The organism is Streptomyces sp. NPDC028928, assembly GCF_055564915.1.
Genome location: NZ_JBVHVI010000006.1, coordinates 158,578 through 175,110 on the forward strand (window position 1 = coordinate 158,578; position 16,533 = coordinate 175,110).

Here is a 16,533-nt window from a genome sequence, read left to right on the forward strand (position 1 = left end):
GGTACGGCTGTCCACCCGCCGGGGAGTCCGGACGTACGGCTTCCGCGCTTACTGACGCGTCAGTAAGGTTGCGGGAATGAACGACCAGACGAGCCCGGGGCCTTCCGCACCGCGGTACCGGCCGGGTCCGCAAGGTCAGGTGACGGCGGCGCTGCTGGACCGGCTGAGCCGCGGCGGGGTGTGCGTCGTGACGGGCGAACCCGGCGGCGGACGCTCGGCTTTCCTCACCTTCGCCGCCCACGCCTTCACCGGGGGGCCCGTCGTCACCGTGCCCGCCCGGCCCGCCCGGGTCCGGCGGCCGCTGACCGGGCTCCGCGCGTTGTGCCGCGCGGCCGGGGTGCCCGACGCGTGCGCCGCCGGGCCCGTGCGGGAACTCGCCGATGCCCTGGCGGCCACGGCCGCGCCCTGGACCCTCCTGCTCTGCGTGGACGACGCCCACCTCTGGGACGCCGCCTCCCGGGCCGCCCTCGGCCGGCTCGCCGCCCGCCTCGGCCACGGGGGCAGCCTCGGCGACGGTGGCCGCCTCGCCCTCCTGCTCACGGTCCCCGGACACCGGCCCGTCGACCGGGCGTTCACCGGACTGCCGCTGATGCGCCTCGACCCCCTCACCCCGGCGGACGCGGCATCGCTGCTGGACGACGCGGCGCACGGCGCCCTCGATCCGCGGGTGCGCGAGGAGATCGTGGCCGTGGCCGAGGGCAACCCCGGACTGCTGCGGCACCTGCTCGACCGGCTGACACCGGCTCAACTGCGCGGTCACGCGCCCCTGCCGCGGCGCCTCGCCGACGCCGACACCCTCACCGCGCTGGCCGGCGGCCACCTCGCCGGCCTGTCTCCCGGGCAGCGGGACCTGCTGCTCGTGACCGCGGCAGCCGTCCGGGTGGCGGGGGAGCAGACCGCCGACGCCGACGTCGTCCACCGCGCCGCCGCGCGCCTGGGGGCGCGTTCAGCCGGCACGCGCCCGGCCGGACCCCAGGAACCGATCACGACCGAGGACCGCCCCGCGGACCACCTCGCCCGACGGACACAGCGGCCGGGCACGCCCGAGGGCCGGCCACCGGGGTGCTCCGCACGCCGGGCGGAGCCGCTGGAGCCTTGTGGGGATGGGGCGTCGGCGTGCTGCGGGGCTCGGGTGGAGCGGCCGGAGGCTTGTGGGTGGGGGGCTTTGGTGTGCTCGGTGTGCCGGGCGGAGCTGTTGGAGCCTTGTGGGGATGGGGCGTCGGCGTGCTGCGGGGCTCGGGTGGAGCGGCTGAAGGCTTGCGGGAGTGGGTCTTCGGCGTGCTCCGGGACCTGGGCTGAGCTGCTGGAGGCTTCCGAGGGTGGGCCTTCGGGGGGTTCCGAGGTTCGCCGGGCCGAGGGGCTCGGCACGTTCCGGGGCCCGCGTGTCCCGGGTGGTGCCGCGCAGCCCGAGCTGCTCGCCGAGGAGGACGGCCGGCTCGGCTTCCGCAGTGCGTTGCTGTGCCGCACGGTGTACGCCGCCGCCTCGGCCGACCGGCGCCGCGCCGCCCACGACGCGCTGGCCCGCGCGCTGCCCGACGAATGCGGCCTCCTGGCGCTGCTCCACCGCGCCCTCGCCGTCCCGGGCCCTGCCCCGTCACTCGCGGCCGGTCTCGCGGCCGCGGCGGCCGACCCGTCGTCGGCGGCCCCGCCCGCGCTGCGCTGCACCGCTCACGCGCGTGCCGCCGAACTCACGACGGACGGCGCCCGGCAGACCCAGTGGTACACGGCCGCCGCCGAACAGGCGCTGCTGGCGGGGCAGTCGGCCCGGGCGCTGCACCTGCTCGACACGGCCCGCAGCCGTCCCGCGCCCACGGCGGAACGCGCGCGTGCGGAGCTGCTGCGCGGGACGGTGCTGCGCGGGGACGGCCCGGTCACCGACGCCTGCGAGACCCTGCTGCTCGCCGCGGCGTTGTTCGCGCCGCACGATCCCGAGCGGTCCGCCGAGGCCGCCCTGGCCGCCGCGGACGCCGCTTGGTCGGCGGGTGACCACACCGCGTGCCTGCGGGCGCTGACGGAGGATCCGGCCGGGGCCCGCCACCGCTCCGACGGTCACCGTGACGGGCACACGGCCGACCCTACCCACGCGGCCCGGCCACCCGCGGCCCCGCCTGTGCCTGCGCCCGCGTCTGCCGGCCCGCGGACGGTGGCCGCGTCGACCGGCGCCGGCGCGCCCTCCGCCGTCCTGCGCGACCACCGTGCGGGGATGCGGGCCGTCCTGCACGGCCGCTTCGACCAGGCGGCCGCACCCTTGCGGCGGGTCGTGGACGGCGCGTGGACGGCGGCGGAGAGCGCACACCTGCCGTACCCGGCGGACGGCGCCGAACGGCCTCCGTGCGCGGCACCTCCCGCTGAGCCACCGGGCCCGGCAGGCCCCTGTGAGCGTTCCGCGTACCCGGTGGACGACCCGCGGTGGTTCCTGCGGGCGGCCTCCGCGGCTCTGCTGATCGGCGACGTCGGTGCCGCCCGGCGGGCCGGTGCGCGGGCGCTCGCGGTGGCCCGTACGAGCAGGTCCGCCGTGCACGAGGCACAGGCCCTGGAGTACCTCGCCTACGGCGAACTGCGGGCCGGCCGGCACGCGCTGGCCCGTACGCACGCCGAGGAGGGACTGCGCAGCGCCCACCGCACGGGGCAGAGCAACACGGCCGCCCACCACCACGCCGTGCTGGCCCTGGCCGCGTCGATCGAGGGTGGCGCCGACACCGTGGCGGAGCATGTGACGGCCGCGCTGGCCACCGCCCGCCGGCACGGACTGGCCCAGGCAGCCGCCCTGGCCCAGTGGGCGGCCGCCCGCGCCGATCTCGGCCACGGCCGGCCCCGCGAGGCCGCCGAGCGGCTCGGTCCGCTGGTGCGCCCCGGACCGGGACGCGGTCACTTCGCCGTCTGGATGCTCGCCGTGCCGTGCTACGTGGAGGCGTGCGCGCTGGCCGGACAACCGGACCAGGCCCGGGACGCGGTCGAGGACTTCGCGCGCTGGGCGGCGTGCGACGCCGACCCCCAGGCCCCCGCCCAGCTGATGCGCTGCCGCGCCCTGCTGGCCCCGCCCGAGACCGCCGACCCGCTGTACCGGCAGGCGCTGCGGCGGCACGAGGAAGCCGTCGGCGACTTCGAACGGGCCCGTACGGAGCTGCTCTACGGCAAGTGGCTGCGCAGACGCCGCCGGCTGCGCGAGGCGCGCGCCCATCTGCAAGCCGCCCGGCTCGGCTTCGAGCGCTGCGGCGCCCGGCCGTGGGCCCAGCAGGCGGCGGCGGAACTCAGGGCGAACGGGGTGAGCGCGGCGGCGGGGGCGGCGGGGGCCGTGGCCCGCGGCGGCGACCTGCCGGACGGACTGGCCCGGCTGACCCCGCAGCAGCTGCGGATCGCCCACGGCGTCGCCCAGGGCCTCACCAACCGGGAGGTGGCCCTGAGTCTGTCGGTCAGCACCCGCACCGTCGACTACCACCTGCGCAATGTCTTCGCCGCCCTCGGTGTCCGTTCGAGGGTGGAACTGGTGCGCCTGGTGGAGCAGGCGGAAACCCCGCCGTACGGCCACGCCCCGTCCTCCGCCCGGGACCGCAGCCCGCACCCCGGTCGCTGACCGACGCCGACGCCCCGCGGGAACAGGAACCGGCCCTGCCGGGCCGCGCTGGACGAGGACCCCTGCCGGAATCCCTACTTCTGTTCCGCCCTGCCCTCCGGCTTCCCGCAGAACGCCGACTCCAGCGCCCCGGCCAGGGTGTTCAGCACCTTCCCGTTGTTCGAGGTGTTGGCCACGGCCGTGAGGCTCCGGCCCCCGTCCTTCGTGCTGAACGCGTACGTGTAGTACCCCTGCACCGCCCCCGTGTGCCCGTACACCGACACCCCGCAGGTCAGGTCACGCCGCCGCAGCCCCAGCCCGTACGCCGTCGTGCTGTTCACCTTGGTGAAGCGCTCCATCTCCTTGAGCCGCGCGGAGGACATCAGCCTGCCCTTCAGCAGTGCGCCGTAGAAGACGTCGAGGTCCCGCGCGCTGGAGATGATCGCGCCCGCGCTCTGCGCCCAGGAGACGGTCTGCGCGGTCGCGTCGACCAGCCGGGCGCCCGCCGTGTCCGGCGTCAGGTACCCGCGGGCGTAGCGGCCCGGGATCGCGGTGTCCGGATGCACGTAGAACGTGTCGTTCAGGTTCAGCGGCTTGATGATGCGGTTCTGGTACGCGGTCCGCACCGGCTGCCCGGTGAGCTTCTCGATGAGCAGCCCGGCGACGACGAAGTTGGTGTTGGAGTACGCGTAGGCGGCGCCCGGGGCGTTGGTGCGCGGCTTCTTCAGGGACAGGGCGACCAGTTGACGGTAGGTGAAGACCTTCTTCCGGACCGCCTCGAACCCGGAGACGCTGCTGGCGAACATGTCGTTGCTGTAGTCGTACAGCCCGCTGCGGTGGCTCAGTACATGGCGGACCGTGATCCGGTCGTCCGGCAGCAGCCCCGGCAGATACCGGTTGACCGGCGCGTCGAGCGAGAGGCGGTGTTCGTCCACGAGCTGGAGCAGCACGACGGCCGAGAAGGTCTTGGTGACGCTGCCGACCCGGAACCGGTCCTCGGTGCTGATGGCCCGCTGGGTGGCGCGGTCGGCGACACCGTGTGTGACCCGGTAGGTCCGGCCGTGGTCGTCGATCCGGGCCAGCGCCCCCGGCGCGCCCTGCGCGACCGCCGACTTCAGCACCGCGGCCAGCCCCGCGGTGTCGGGCGCCGGCAGCGCGGCTGCCGCCCGGCTGTCCGGCCCCCCGGTCGCGGCCCGCGCCGGGACCGCGAGCAGCGACAGCGCGACCGCTCCGAGAACCGCTCCCCGCCCCACCGTTGCTGAGACCATCCCCTACCCACTCCCTCGGTTCGGTTTCTGATGCGATATCGGTCACATTCCGCCCTGGGAACCTAGGGGATCAAGACGCCGTCTCCACAACCGACACACAGTTGGTCATCGCGTGATCACTCCGTGGCGCCCATTCGTAAAGGATTGCCATAGAAGTTCGCGAAATGGATCATTCCGGCTTTACGTGCCCATGACTGATCCGCAAGGGTGGGCCCTCGGGGCCAGACCAGCCCCCTTGGCGCCAACTGCGCCATGCCTCAAGGCGGTTGGTGACCCCTGCCGCCTTCGAACGAAGGATCCCTGATCAGATTGCGTAGACCGCACATACGCACCGTGGCGGTCGCCGTCGCGGTGACGACGGCTGCCACGGGCCTGGCCGGTACGGCCTTCGCGGCTCCCTCCACGGGGGTGGAGCGGTCCGCCGCCTCCGCCGCCTCGAACGCCACCGCGGTGGTGGAGGCGGCGCGCACCGCGGCCTTCGCGCACGCCTCGGCGACCGGCGTCTCGAAGGGCGACGAACTGCACGCCCAGGACGTCATGATCGACCCCGAGGGTGCCCGGCACGTCCGCTTCGTCCGCACCCACAACGACCTGCCGGTGCTCGGTGGCGACCTCATCGTCCACCTCGACCGGGGCCTCGGCTACACGGGCGTGACCCGCGCGGCCGACCACACGGTCAAGCCCGCCGCCGCCCAGGCCAAGCTGACCGCCGCTCAGGCCGCCGCCAAGGCCGCCCAGGCCGCCAAGGGCGACGCGGGCAGCGCCCAGCTCGTGGTCGACGCGCGCGAGGGCGCCTCCGCGCTCGCCTACCAGGTCACCGTGACCGACAAGGACAACTCCCGCACGGTCGTCGTGGACGCGGTCACCGGCAAGGTGCGCAGCAACACGCCGAACCGGGACGAGTTCCTGTCGCCGAAGCTGCTCGACACCCTGCGCGAGCGCGGCGAGACCCTCGACCCGGCCACCGGCACCGGCTCCGGCGCCGACGTCTCCGGCCTGGTCGGCTCCCGCAGCACCGGCGCCGCGGCCTACCCGTCCGCGGCCAAGGGGACCGGCAAGACCCTCTTCGTGGGCACCGTCGGCCTCACCACCACGCAGACCTCGCGCGGCCACTACCAGCTCAAGGACCCGAACCGGTACGGCACCGAGACCCGGGACGCCAAGGGCTCGTACACGGAGAAGTTCAGCGCCGGCGCGAAGTTCACCAACACGACCAACGTGTGGGGCAACGGCAAGACCACCAGCCGGGCCACCGCGGCGGCCGACGCCCAGTACGGCGTCACCAAGACGCTGGACTTCTACAAGTCCACGTTCAAGCGCAAGGGCATCCGCAACAACAGCAAGGCCGCCCAGGCGATGGTCCACTGGGGCAAGAAGGTCGCCAACGCCTTCTGGGACCCGACCTGCAACTGCATGCTGTACGGCGACGGCGACGGCCAGATGTTCAAGAAGCCGCTCGTCGTCCTCGACGTCACCGGTCACGAGCTGACCCACGGCGTGGTCGAGGCGACCGCCAACCTGCAGCCGACCTTCGTCGACTCCGACGGCAACCAGTACGGCGAGCCCGGCTCGCTGAACGAGTCGCTCGCGGATATCTTCGGCTCGAACGTCGAGTTCTACGCCAAGAACGCGAAGGACACCCCGGACTACCTGGTCGGCGAGAAGCTGGGCCTCGACCAGAAGTTCCTGCGCCGCCTGGACCACCCGTCGCTCGACAAGCTCGAGGGCACGATCGACTACTGGTCCCCGGACACCTACTACACCGAGGTGCACGCCGGTTCCGGTGTCTCCTCGCACGCCTACTACCTCCTCGCCGAGGGCAGTGGCAAGAAGAAGATCGGCAGCGTCACCTACAACTCGCCGACCTACCACAACATCGCGGTCAAGGGCATCGGCCGGACGAAGGCGACCGCCATCTACTACCGTGCCCTCACCCGCTACATGGTCTCCACGACCGACTTCCACCAGGCGCGCATCGCGACCCTGAAGGCGGCCAAGGACCTGTACGGCGCGAACAGCACCGAGTACAAGACGGTGGACAAGTCGTGGGCCGCGGTCAACGTCACCGCCGCCAACACGCCGAGCACCCGTCACTGACGCACTCGGACCCCACCGGCACCACCGGATGCCCCGCCTCGCGCGGGGCATCCGCATGTCCGGGCCCGCGCGATCACCCCGTCCCGGCCGGCTCCGGTGCGATCAGACCCCGGCGGTAGGCCACCGCCACCGCCTCCGTACGGCTCGCGGCGCCCAGCTTGGCGAGGATGTTGGACACGTGCACGCTGGCCGTCTTGCCGGTGATGAACAGCTCCTCGCCGATCTGCCGGTTGCTGCGGCCCCGCGCGAGGAGCCGCAGGACGTCCCGCTCCCGCGCGGTCAGCGGCACGGCGTCCGCGCCCGCCGCGCCCGCCGCGAGCCGGTGCCGGCGGATCAGCGCCTCGATCTGCTCCAACAGCGGTGCCGCGCCCAGCCCGGCCGCCGTCTCCCGGGCCAGCCGCGCCTGCTCCGCCGCCTCCGCCCGCCGCTCCACCGCCAGCAGCGCCCGCGCGTACCGCACTCGGCAGCGCGCCTGCTCGTACCCGTCGCCGTAGCCGAACGCGGCGACCGCCGTCTCCCAGGCCGCCGGATCCGGCCCGGACGCGACCGTCGCCCACTCCGCCTCGGCGCGGGCCAGCCAGGCCCGTCCCTCCGGGCCCTGCGCGTGGCCCTCCTCGTTCCGCCCGGCGGTGTCCCGCGCCACCTCCACCAGCTCGGCCGCCGGCTCCGCCCAGCGGGCCGGCTCCCCGTCGGTGCCGCCCCCGCGCCGCGGGTCCGTGACCCGGTCGGCGACCGCCGTCAGACAGAGCGCGGCCAGCCGCACCGCGACGCCCGGCCGCCGTCCCGTACCGTCGCCGAGGGCCGCGACCGTCTCCCGCATCCGCGCGACGGCGCCCTCCGCGTCGCCGTCCCGCACGGCGGCGTCGGTGAGCACGATCCCGGCGACCAGCGTGCCCATCCAGTCGAACGGCCCCTCCAGCAGCGCCCGGGCCCGGTCCACCGCGCCGGCGTCACCGCGGGCCAGCGCCACGTACAGCGCGGGGCTCGTCGCGAAGGCGCCGCCCGGCGCGGGCAGTCCGGGCGCCGCCTCGGCCGCCACGCGCAGGCACTCGTCCCAGCGGCCCAGCGTGTACAGCACCAGCAGCTGCAGGTAGCGCAGCTCCAGCGGGTACACCGAGGACAGCAGCCCGGCCCGGCGGGCCCGCTCCAGGCCGTCGGCCAGCACGGGCAGGCACTCCGTCAGATCCCCGGACTCGAAGGCGCCGATCGCCAGGTGGAACACCGCGCGCGTCTCCACCTGCGCGTTCCCGGCGGCGCGGGCCAGCTCCCGGGCCCGCCGCAGCTTCTCCCGGCCCTCGAGGGAGCGCCGGCCACCGCCCTCGACGACCGCCAGGGAGATCAGCAGATCGGCCTGGGCGCCCCGCACGCCCAGCTCCTCGGCGACCCGCAGGGCCTGCCGGCCGATCCGCAGCGCGGTCTCGTCCTCGCCGATCTGGCGGGCCGCCGCGACATGCGTGGCCGCCGCCCACACCCACGTCCGCGACGGCGGCTCGGCGGGGATCATCGCCAGCGCCTCGCTGCTGTAGCGGAACGCCGCCGACAGGCTGTCCACGGTCAGCAGGTTCCCGGCCAGCGTGTAGCGGACCCGGGCGGCCAGCTCTCCGTCGGTGTCCTCGCCGACCCCGGCGAGCGCCGTCCGGGTCAGCGAGACCGCCCGGTGGAACGCGCCGGCGTGGGCCGCGGCGGCCGAGGCACGCAGGGTCAGCGTGACCCGGTCCACGCCCTCCCCGGCGGGCCGGACGGAGGCGGGCACCGACGGCCACAGGTCCAGGGCGGCCTCCAGGTGCCGCAGCTCCTCGGCGGGCGCGCCCAGCCGCCGGGCGTGGTCGGCGGCCTCCAGACAGGCCGTGAGCGCGGCGGGCAGGTCGTGGCTCTCCCGGGAGTGGTGGGCGCGCTCCGCCGCCGTCTGCGGGGCCCCGCCGTCGGCCGCGAGCAGCCGGGCGTACGCGCCGTGCAGCCGGGACCGCTCGCCGGGCAGCAGGTCGGCGTAGACCGCCTCCCGGGTGAGGGCGTGCCGGAAGGCGTACGTGCCGTCGTCCTGGGCCAGCAGCAACTGGTGCCCGACGGCCTCCCGGAGCGCCGCCTCCAGCTCCTCCTCGGGCAGCCCGGCCGCCTCGCGCAGCAGCCCGTGCCGCACCCGCCGCCCGGCCACGGCCGCGGTCCGCAGCACCTGCTGGGCGGTCTCGGACAGCTGCTCGACCCGGATGAGCAGCAGGTCGGCGAGGCCGCTCGGCACCCCGCCCGCGTCCGCGCCGGACGCCGCCAGCAGCTCCTGCGCGTAGAACGCGTTGCCCTCCGCGCGGGCCACGATCCCGCGTACGACGGCGTCGGGCAGCGGGCGGTCCTCCAGGGCCCGGACCAGCCGGGCGACCTCGGGATCGGGCAGCGGCCGCAGCTCCAGGCGCTCCACGGCGGGCAGCCGGACCAGTTCGGCGAGCAGGGGCCGCAGCGGGTGGCGGCGGTGCAGATCGTCGGTGCGGTAGGAGGCGAGGATCGCGAGCCGCCGGTCCCGGGCGCCGCCCGGCCGGTGCGGCAGGCCCCGGCTGAGCAGGAAGCGCAGCAGGTCCCGGGAGGACTGGTCGGCCCAGTGCAGGTCCTCCAGCACGAGCAGCAGCGGCGCCACCGCCGCCAGGCCGGCCAGCAGCCCGGCGACGTCCTCGAAGAGCCGGAGCCGCTCGTCCGGTCCGCCGCCCGCGTCCGGGCCGGCGCCCAGCAGCCGGTCCGCGGCGGGATGCGCGGCCAGTACGGCCGTGAACCGATCGTCGGCGGCGAGCGCGCCGAGGATCTCGGTGAACGGCAGATACGGCAGACCGACGTCCCCGAGGTCCACGCAGTGCCCGGTGACCACGGTCGCCCCGGCCCGCGCCGCCCGTCCGGAGACCTCGTCCAGCAGCCGGGTCTTGCCGACCCCGGCGTCCCCGGCGACCAGCACCGCTCCCGCGGCACCGCCCCGGGCACGCTCCAGCACGCCCGTGAGCCGGGCCAGTTCGTCGTCCCGGCCGATCAGCGGCGCTGTGGTGAAGGCGGTCTGCGACACGCCCTCATCCTGCCACGCGGCACCGACAACGCCCCCGGCACCGACGGCGAGGCGGGCCGCCGTACCCGCCGCGCCCTCAACGCAGCGTCTGCGCCCAGTCGTCCGGCACCCGGCCCGCCGGACCAGGCGCCGGCTGGTCGGCGGGACGGCTGCCCGGCGGGGCCAGTTCGGGGCCGGAGGTGAACAACTCGTCGGTGGCGTAGTTCCAGAACCAGGCCTCGCCCGGCTCGAAACTCTGGATCACCGGGTGTCCGGTGGCCCGGTAGTGGGCGGTGGCGTGCTTGGCGGGGGAGTCGTCGCAGCAGCCGATGTGCCCGCACTGCGCGCAGCGGCGCAGATGGAACCACCAGCCGCCCGCCTCCTCGCACTCCACACAGCCCGTGCCGCTGGGCGGGACGCTCGGGTCGATTCCGTCGACGTCGTTCATACCGGCTCCTCGTCGGGCGTCTGTGCGGTCAGGGGCAGCAGCACCTGGAAACGGGTGTCGCCGGGCACCGACTCGACCCGCAGGGCGCCGTGGTGCTTGTTGACGACGATCCGCCAGGAGATGTCCAGGCCGAGGCCGGTGCCCTCGCCCACCGGCTTGGTCGTGAAGAACGGGTCGAAGATCCGGTCCTTGATCTCCGGCGGCACGCCCGGGCCGGTGTCCCGGAACTCGACCAGCAGCCGCTCGTTGTGGTGCGCCGTCCGCACGGTCAGCGTGCCCTCGCCGCCCGCGCCGTTCATGGCCGAGACGGCGTTGTCCACCAGGTTGGTCCACACCTGGTTCAGCTCGGCCGGGTAGGCGGGCACGGGCGGGAGCGTGCGGTCGTACTCCTTGACGACCCGGATGCCCGGACCGATCTTCCCGGACAGCATCAGCAGCGTGCTGTCGAGGAGTTCGTGCACGTCCACCACCCGGTACGGCGCCCGGTCCAGCTGGGAGTACTGCTTGGCGGCGTCGACCAGGTGCGAGATGCGGGTGGTGGAGTCCTCGATCTCGTTCATCAACAGCTCGGTCTCGATGGTGTAGTTGAGCCAGCCGACCGCGTTCGGCAGGATCTCCTCGTCCACCGCCGCCGCGACCTGCTCCAGCCAGTCCACGTCGAGCCCGGCCTGCACGAAGACGGGCGCCAGCTGCCAGCCGTGGTCGATGCCGTGGTCCTCCAGCCAGTCGGTGAGCGTGTCCTCCCGGTCGCTGGCCTCCAGCGGGCTGAGCACCGGTGCCTTCGCCACCCGCTCCGCGGTGCGCTCCTGGATCTCGATCAGGCTCGCCAGCACATCGCGGGAGAACGGCCCCTCGGCGATCAGGCCGAGCTTGCGCCGCATCTTCGCGACCCGTTCCCGCAGGGTCGCGGTGGCCCGGACCGCGGCCGCCGCCGGGTTGTTCAGCTCGTGCGTGAGCCCCGCCGACAACGAGCCCAGCGCCAGCAGCCGTTCCCGCTGCCCGATCATCGCCTGCGTGTTCTTCGAGCCGAAGAACAACCCTTCCAGCAGGTGCACGGCCATCGGGAACCACTCCTGCATGACGTCCGCGAAGATGTCGGCCGGCAGGACGAAGAACCGTGTCGGCTCCGTCACCCGCATGGAGTTGTTGTAGACCTGGCGCACCCGGTCGCCCAGGTAGGCCTGCATCGCCCCCGCGTACACCCCGGGCTGCGAGGTCCGGGTGACCTCCACGTCGTCGCCGCCGACCCGGCGGGACAGCACGACCGTGCCCTCGATCATCACGAAGAAGCAGGTGGCGGGGTCGCCCTCGGTGTACACCGGGCCGGGCTGGAACAGCTCCACCCGTCCGTCGCTGCACAGCCGCCCGAGCTGCTCGGGGCTCAGCTTCTCGAAGAGGAACAGCGAGCCGATCTCCTGCGGGCTGCACGCCACGATCTGCCCGCTCATGACTGCTCCAGATACCGGTGGACGAGCATCACGGCCATGGCTCCCTCTCCGACGGCGGACGCGACCCGCTTGGCGGACTCGGCGCGGGCGTCGCCCGCGACGAACACCCCGGGAACGCTGGTCTCCAGGTGGTACGGCGCCCGGTCCAGCTCCCAGCCGGCCGGCGGCCGCCCGTCGGCGGTCAGGTCCGGCCCGGCCAGGATGAACCCGCGCGGGTCGCGCAGCACGCTGTCGCCGAGCCAGTCGGTCAGCGGGGCGGCGCCGATGAACACGAACACCCACTGCGCGTCGACCTGTTCGGTCTCCCCGGTCACCGTGTGACGCAGCGTCAGCCGCTCCAGGTGGTCCGAGCCGTGCGCCTGCTCCACGACCGTGTGACAGCGCACCGAGATGTTCGGGGCCTCGTTGATCTGCTGGATCAGGTAGTGCGACATGGACGCCGACAGGTCCGGGCCGCGCACCAGCAGCGTCACCGACTTCGCGCCCCGGGACAGGTACATCGCCGCCTGGCCCGCCGAGTTGGCGCCGCCGACGATGTACACGTCCTGGCCCTGGCAGGAGGCGGCCTCGGTGAGCGCCGAGCCGTAGAACACCCCGCACCCGGTCAGGTCGGAGCAGCCCGCGGCCTCCAGCTGCCGGTACTGCACGCCGGTCGCGAGGATCACGCTGTGCGCGGCGATCGCCGAGCCGTCCGCGAACCGTACGACGCGGGCGGCGCCGTTGACCTCGAGGCCCGTCACCTCCCGCGTGGTCAGGATCTCGGCACCGAACTTGGCCGCCTGCCGGCGCGCCCGGTCGGTGAGCTGGGCGCCGGAGACCCCGTCGGGGAAGCCGAGGTAGTTCTCGATCCGGGAACTCTGCCCCGCCTGGCCGCCGGTCGCCGAGCGTTCCACCAGCACGGTCCTGAGGCCCTCCGAGGCCCCGTACACGGCCGCGCCGAGCCCGGCCGGCCCGCCGCCGATCACGATCAGGTCGTAGAAGTCGGCCGTCGGCGTCGTCGCCAGGCCCACGCGCGCGGCCAGCTCGGGTGCCTCGGGCTCGACCAGGACCGTGCCGTCCGGGGTGATCACCAGCGGCAGCCGCTGCCCGTCCTGTCCGGCCGCCGTCAGCAGCCGCTGCCCCTCCGGCTCCTCCACCGAGTACCAGCGGTACGGCACCTGGTTGCGGGCCAGGAACTCGCGGACGTCCGAGGAGCGCGCCGACCAGCGGTGCCCCACGACCTTCGTGCTGGGCACCGGCTTGTACGCGCTGGTGCGCCACGCCTGGAGCAGGTCGTCCACGACCGGGTAGAGCTTCTCCTCCGGCGGGTCCCAGGGCTTGAGCAGATAGTGGTCCAGGTCGACCACGTTGATCGCGTCGATCGCCGCGTTGGTGTCCGCGTACGCGGTCAGCAGCACCCGCCGCGCCCCCGGGTACACGTCGAGGGCCTGCTCCAGGAACTCGATGCCGTTCATCTGCGGCATCCGGTAGTCCGCCAGGATCACGGCGACCAGGTCACCGCGCAGCTTCAGTTCGCGCAGCGCCTCCAGCGCGGACTCGCCGGACTCCGCGCGCACGATCCGGTACGACTCGCCGTAGCGCCGCCTGAGGTCGCGGGCGACGGCACGGGAGACCCCCGGGTCGTCGTCCACGGTCAGGATGACGGTCCGCGCGGTGTCGGCGGCCTGTGCCATACGTCTCCCCACCCGATGTCACCGGTTTCAGGCCATCGTATGTTCGATCGCCCGGGTTCGCTCCGGGATACGGCGGCAGCGGTGGCCGATAGTGGGCACCAGCAGCACGAGGACCCGGCGACGACGAGGAGGCCCACGGATGACACGCCCGATCACGGCAGGGGTGGACGGTACGGAGGAGAGTCTGGCCGCGCTGGACTGGGCGGCCCGGGAGGCCGTGCGCCGGGGGCTGCCGCTGCGCGTGGTGCACGCCTGGCGGTACGCCGAGGCGCTCGCCACCGCCGACCGGGAAACCCAGCACGGGTGGGTGTCGGAGGGGGTGACGGGGGCCGTGCGGACCGTGTCCGAGCGGCATCCGGGGCTGACGGTGACCACCGACCTGGTCGAGGGCGGTGCCGTGGACGCGCTGGCCGGCGCGGCCGCCGAGGCCGAGATGCTGGTGCTCGGCTCGCGCGGCCACGGGCCCGTCGTCGGCTTCCTGCTGGGCTCGGTCGGCCAGCAGGTCATCGTGGAGGCGGCCCGGCCGGTGGTCCTGGTGCGTGCCGAGGACCAGCCCGCGGCGGAGGCGGCCGGCCGGGACGTCGTGGTCGGCCAGCACGGCGGCCCGGACGACAGCGCGGCGGCGCTGCGGTTCGCGTTCGAGACGGCGGCGGCCCGCGGCGCGGCCGTCCGCGCGGTCCGGGCCTGGACGCTGCCGCCGGTCTTCGCCTACAGCCCCGGTTCGCTGAAGCTGCTCGACGACGCGGGCGGTCTCGAACCGTACGAGAAGCAGGCGCTGGCCGAGGCCCTCCAGCCCTGGCGGGAGCGGTTCCCCGAGGTGCCCGTCGCCGAGCACGTCGAGATGGGCAGCGCCGGACAGGTGCTGCTGTCCATGGCCGGCCGGGCCCAGCTGATGGTCGTCGGGCGCCGGGCGCGCCGGACGGCGGTCGGCGCCCGGATCGGCTCCGTGGCGCACGGGGTGCTGCACCACGCCGAGTGCCCGGTGGCCGTGGTCCCGCACGAGTGAGCTACTCCGCCTCGGTCGGCTCCAGCGTGGCCCGTGCCTTCGGCAGGACGTTGGCGATGTAGTCCTCGACGGCGGTGTCGAGACCTATGTCGTGCTGCGCGTGTTCGGACAGGTACCAGCGGTGTTCGAGGAGTTCGTGGTAGATCTCGGCCGGGTCCATGGAGCCGCGCAGCTCGGGCGGCACGGCCCGCACGGTGGGCCGGAACACGTCCCGCACCCAGCGGTGCGCCAGTACCTCGGGGCGGGCGGCGAGGGGATCGCCGGGCGCGTAGTCGTCCTGGGTGGCCATCCAGCTCTCCAGGTCGTTCAGCAGCCGCCGGGCCTGGTTCTCCTCGGCGTCCAGGCCGGTCAGCCGGAGCAGCTGGCGCTGGTGGTGGCCGGCGTCGACGACCTTCGGCACGAAGGTGACCGTGTCCCCGCCCGAGGAGTGCTCGATCTGCATCTCGGCGACGTCGAACCCGAGGTCGTTCAGGCGGCGGATCCGGCGCTCGATGTAGTGGTACTTGCCCGCCGGGTACACCGAGGTGCGGGTCAGCTCCTGCCACAGCCCCTGGTAGCGGGTGCAGATCTCGTGGCCGAACTCGATCGGGTCGACGGACGGGTGCAGCGCGCCGGACGCCTCCAGGTCCAGCAGCTCGCCGCTGATGTTGACGCGGGCGAGGTCCAGGTCGTAGTCCCGCTGCCCGGGGCTGAGCCGCGGGTGCAGGTCGCCGGTCTCGGCGTCGACCAGATAGGCCGCGTAGGCGCCCGCGTCCCGCCGGAACAGCGTGTTCGACAGCGAGCAGTCGCCCCAGGCGAACCCGGCGAGGTGGAGTCGGACCAGCAGCACGGCGAGGGCGTCCATCAGCCGGTGCATGGTCGCCGGGCGCATGGTCGTCTCGAACATGGACCGGTACGGCATCGAGCCGCGCAGGTGCCGGGTGACGAGGACCGGCTCCAGCGGGGCGCCGGAGGGGTCGGTGCGGCCGGTGACCACGGCGAGGGGGTCGACGGCGGGGATGCCGAGCCGGTCGAGGTCGCGCAGCAGTTCGTACTCGCGCAGCGCGGGCCGTTCGGCCAGCTCCTTGACGGCGATCACCTCGTCGCCGGCGTGCGCGTAGCGCACCACGTGCCGGGAGATGCCGCGGGGGAGCGGTACGAGGTAGTCCTCGGGCCACTCCTCCAGCGGGGTGTCCCAGGGCAGGGCGAGCAGGAGCGCGGGGTGCTCCGGGTTCGTGGCGCTGATCTGCAAGGCCATGGCGGAACCTTAAGGCCCCGCCCGCGTGTTCTAGGAGGCCCGGTCCCGGGCCTGTTCGGCTGCGGCCCGCACCGGGCCGCGGTGGACCGGCCCGTGTCCCGGCAGCAGGGTGTCGCCGTCGAGCGCGCCGATCAGCCCCAGCGAGGCCACCACCCGGGCGCGCTCGTGGTGGAAGAAGTCGGGCAGGATCTGCGGGCCCTTGACTTGCGAGGTCGCGTGGCCGCTGACCAGGGCGTCGCCGGAGATGACGATGCCCGCCTCGGGGAGGTGGTAGACGCAGTGGCCGTCGGTGTGGCCGGGGGTGTGCACGGGCACGGGACGGCCCGGAAGGTCCAGCGGACCCTCGCTCGGGAACGGCTCGGGCGCGGTGACGGGGTTGTGGTCGGTGCCGCCGGCCCGGATCACGTGCACGGCCCACGGCAGGACACCCGGCCGCCAGAGGTTGCGCACCACGTCGCCGATGCCGGCCTGCTGCAGGAACTCCCGCCGGGCGTGCGGCACCTCGGCCGGGTGCAGGTACACCGGGGTGCCGTAGCCGGCGCGCAGGTACTCGGCCGAGCCCAGGTGGTCGTTGTGCGCGTGGGTGATCAGCACGGCGGCGACCGCCTCGGGTGAACTGCCCACCTCGGCGAGGGATTCCAGGACTCCCTGGCGGTCTCCCGGATACCCGGTGTCCACCAGGGTGACGGCGTCCCCGTCCTTCAGGATCACCCAGTTGACGTGGTTGCCGTGCACCAGGTAGGTGCCCTCGGCGACTTGGTGTACCTCTGCCCGCATGATCTCCCCG

The 16,533-nt window shown here is 74.3% G+C and carries 10 protein-coding genes; 3 read left to right on the forward strand and 7 right to left on the reverse strand.

Translation table 11 applies throughout. The features are described 5' to 3' along the window. The first annotated feature begins 76 nt into the window (after positions 1–76). The gene (locus tag ACZ4U1_RS16490) at positions 77–3,574 is read left to right on the forward strand and encodes a helix-turn-helix transcriptional regulator (protein ID WP_467903774.1); all 3,498 of its coding nucleotides are present in this window, start codon (positions 77–79) and stop codon (positions 3,572–3,574) included. 74 nt (positions 3,575–3,648) lie between these two features. On the opposite strand, the gene ACZ4U1_RS16495 is transcribed toward ACZ4U1_RS16490, so the two are convergent. Further along, the gene (locus tag ACZ4U1_RS16495) at positions 3,649–4,821 is read right to left on the reverse strand and encodes a serine hydrolase domain-containing protein (RefSeq protein WP_467903776.1); all 1,173 of its coding nucleotides are present in this window, start codon (positions 4,819–4,821) and stop codon (positions 3,649–3,651) included. Between the two features lie 309 nt (positions 4,822–5,130). On the opposite strand from ACZ4U1_RS16495, the gene ACZ4U1_RS16500 reads away from it, so the two are divergent. Next, the gene (locus ACZ4U1_RS16500; protein WP_467903778.1) at positions 5,131–6,918 is read left to right on the forward strand and encodes a M4 family metallopeptidase; all 1,788 of its coding nucleotides are present in this window, start codon (positions 5,131–5,133) and stop codon (positions 6,916–6,918) included. 73 nt (positions 6,919–6,991) lie between these two features. Here the strand turns inward: ACZ4U1_RS16500 and ACZ4U1_RS16505 are convergent, their stop codons facing one another. The 4 genes from ACZ4U1_RS16505 to ACZ4U1_RS16520 all read right to left on the reverse strand — a co-directional run bounded on the left by ACZ4U1_RS16505 (position 6,992) and on the right by ACZ4U1_RS16520 (position 13,503). Then, on the reverse strand, positions 6,992–9,955 hold the full coding sequence (locus ACZ4U1_RS16505; RefSeq protein WP_467903780.1) for an ATP-binding protein: 2,964 nt from the start codon (positions 9,953–9,955) through the stop codon (positions 6,992–6,994). A 76-nt stretch (positions 9,956–10,031) separates the two neighbouring features. Beyond that, positions 10,032–10,382, reverse strand: a complete 351-nt coding sequence (locus tag ACZ4U1_RS16510; RefSeq protein ID WP_467903782.1) for a UBP-type zinc finger domain-containing protein — start codon at positions 10,380–10,382, stop codon at positions 10,032–10,034. Next, complete coding sequence (locus ACZ4U1_RS16515; RefSeq protein WP_467903784.1) at positions 10,379–11,830, reverse strand: ATP-binding protein; 1,452 nt, start codon at positions 11,828–11,830, stop codon at positions 10,379–10,381. The genes ACZ4U1_RS16510 and ACZ4U1_RS16515 overlap by 4 nt, the downstream gene beginning before the upstream one ends. After that, positions 11,827–13,503 (reverse strand): NAD(P)/FAD-dependent oxidoreductase, encoded by a 1,677-nt coding sequence (locus tag ACZ4U1_RS16520; protein WP_467903786.1) that lies wholly within the window; start codon positions 13,501–13,503, stop codon positions 11,827–11,829. Before ACZ4U1_RS16520 ends, ACZ4U1_RS16515 begins: the two co-directional genes overlap by 4 nt. 139 nt (positions 13,504–13,642) lie before the next feature. On the opposite strand from ACZ4U1_RS16520, the gene ACZ4U1_RS16525 reads away from it, so the two are divergent. After that, the gene (locus ACZ4U1_RS16525) at positions 13,643–14,509 is read left to right on the forward strand and encodes a universal stress protein (RefSeq protein WP_467903788.1); all 867 of its coding nucleotides are present in this window, start codon (positions 13,643–13,645) and stop codon (positions 14,507–14,509) included. Position 14,510: 1 nt separating this feature from the next. Here the strand turns inward: ACZ4U1_RS16525 and ACZ4U1_RS16530 are convergent, their stop codons facing one another. Both ACZ4U1_RS16530 and ACZ4U1_RS16535 read right to left on the reverse strand, forming a co-directional pair. Then, positions 14,511–15,746 carry a DUF4032 domain-containing protein gene (locus ACZ4U1_RS16530; protein WP_467903790.1) on the reverse strand — a complete coding sequence of 412 codons (1,236 nt, stop codon included), beginning with the start codon at positions 15,744–15,746 and terminating at the stop codon, positions 14,511–14,513. Between the two features lie 30 nt (positions 15,747–15,776). Continuing rightward, positions 15,777–16,523: an MBL fold metallo-hydrolase gene (locus ACZ4U1_RS16535; RefSeq protein WP_467903792.1), complete on the reverse strand. Its 747-nt coding sequence runs from the start codon at positions 16,521–16,523 to the stop codon at positions 15,777–15,779. Positions 16,524–16,533: the final 10 nt, after the last annotated feature.